Source organism: Streptomyces deserti (assembly GCF_054782695.1).
Window position 1 is genome coordinate 1 of the sequence record NZ_BAAGRZ010000107.1, and the last position, 1,404, is coordinate 1,404.

The 1,404-nt window shown below is 72.6% G+C and carries 1 protein-coding gene; it reads left to right on the forward strand.

The window, feature by feature from the left end; all coding sequences use genetic code 11:
* Positions 1-1,404, forward strand: a 1,404-nt coding sequence (locus ACYVMZ_RS39295; RefSeq protein WP_461088104.1) for a type I polyketide synthase, incomplete at both ends; no start/stop codon positions are given.

The window sequence follows — 1,404 nt, forward strand, 5'->3', positions numbered from 1 at the left end:
TCACCGCGGCCACCGAACTGCGCCTGCCCGCCTCCCTGATCTTCGACTACCCGACCCCGAAGGCCCTCGCCGCACACCTGCGGACCGAACTCCTCGGCGGCGAGGCCGAGTCCGCCATTCCCGCCCGTCAGACCGCGTCCCAACCCGCGGTGCCGGACGAGCCGATCGCGATCGTCGGCATGAGTTGCCGCTTCCCCGGCGGCGTCAAGACCCCGGAGGACTTCTGGCGCCTGCTCACCGACGAGCAGGAGGCCATCACGGAGTTCCCCGACGGCCGCGGCTGGGACGTGGAGGCGCTCTACGACCCCGACCCCGACCGGCTCGGTACGAGCTATGCCCGGGAAGGCGGCTTCCTGCACGACGCGGGCGAGTTCGACGCCGGCTTCTTCGGGATCTCGCCGCGCGAGGCCCTCGCCATGGACCCGCAGCAGCGGCTGCTCCTGGAGACCTCCTGGGAGGCCTTCGAACGCGCCGGGATCGACCCGGCCACCCTGCACGGCAGCCGTACGGGTGTCTTCGCCGGTCTTATCTACCACGAGTACGGCTCGCAGCTCACGAGCGTCCCCGAGGGCGTCGAGGGCTACCTCGGCACCGGCACCTCCGGTGCCATCGCCTCGGGCCGCATCTCGTACACCTTCGGTCTCGAGGGCCCGGCGGTGACGGTCGACACCGCGTGCTCCTCCTCCCTGGTCGCACTGCACCTCGCGGCGCAGGCGCTGCGGCAGGGCGAGTGCACCCTGGCTCTGGCCGGCGGCGTGACGGTGATGCCCACCGCCGGCACCTTCATCGACTTCAGCCGTCAGCGCGGCCTGGCCCCCGACGGCCGCTGCAAGCCCTTCGCGGCCGCCGCCGACGGCACCAGCTGGGGTGAGGGCGTCGGCATGCTCGTCCTCGAACGGCTCTCGGACGCCCGCCGCAACGGGCATCCCGTGCTGGCCGTCGTACGGGGCTCGGCGGTCAACCAGGACGGCGCGAGCAACGGCCTGACGGCTCCGAACGGCCCGTCGCAGCAGCGGGTGATCCGCGACGCTCTCACGAGCGCGCGCCTGTCGCCCGCCGACGTGGACGCGGTCGAGGCCCACGGCACGGGCACACCCCTGGGCGACCCGATCGAGGCCCAGGCGCTGATCGCCACGTACGGCAAGGAACGACCGGCCGACCGGCCTCTGCTTCTCGGCTCGGTGAAGTCCAACATCGGGCACACGCAAGCCGCGGCCGGTGTCGCCGGTGTCATCAAGATGGTCCTCGCGATGCGGCACGGCGTGCTGCCTCCCACCCTCAACCTGGACGAACCCACCCCCGAGGTCGACTGGTCGGCCGGTGCGGTCGAGCTGCTGAAGGAATCCCGGGAGTGGCCCCGGCGGGGCGACGACGCGCCGCGTCGGGCGGGTGTCTCGTCCTTCG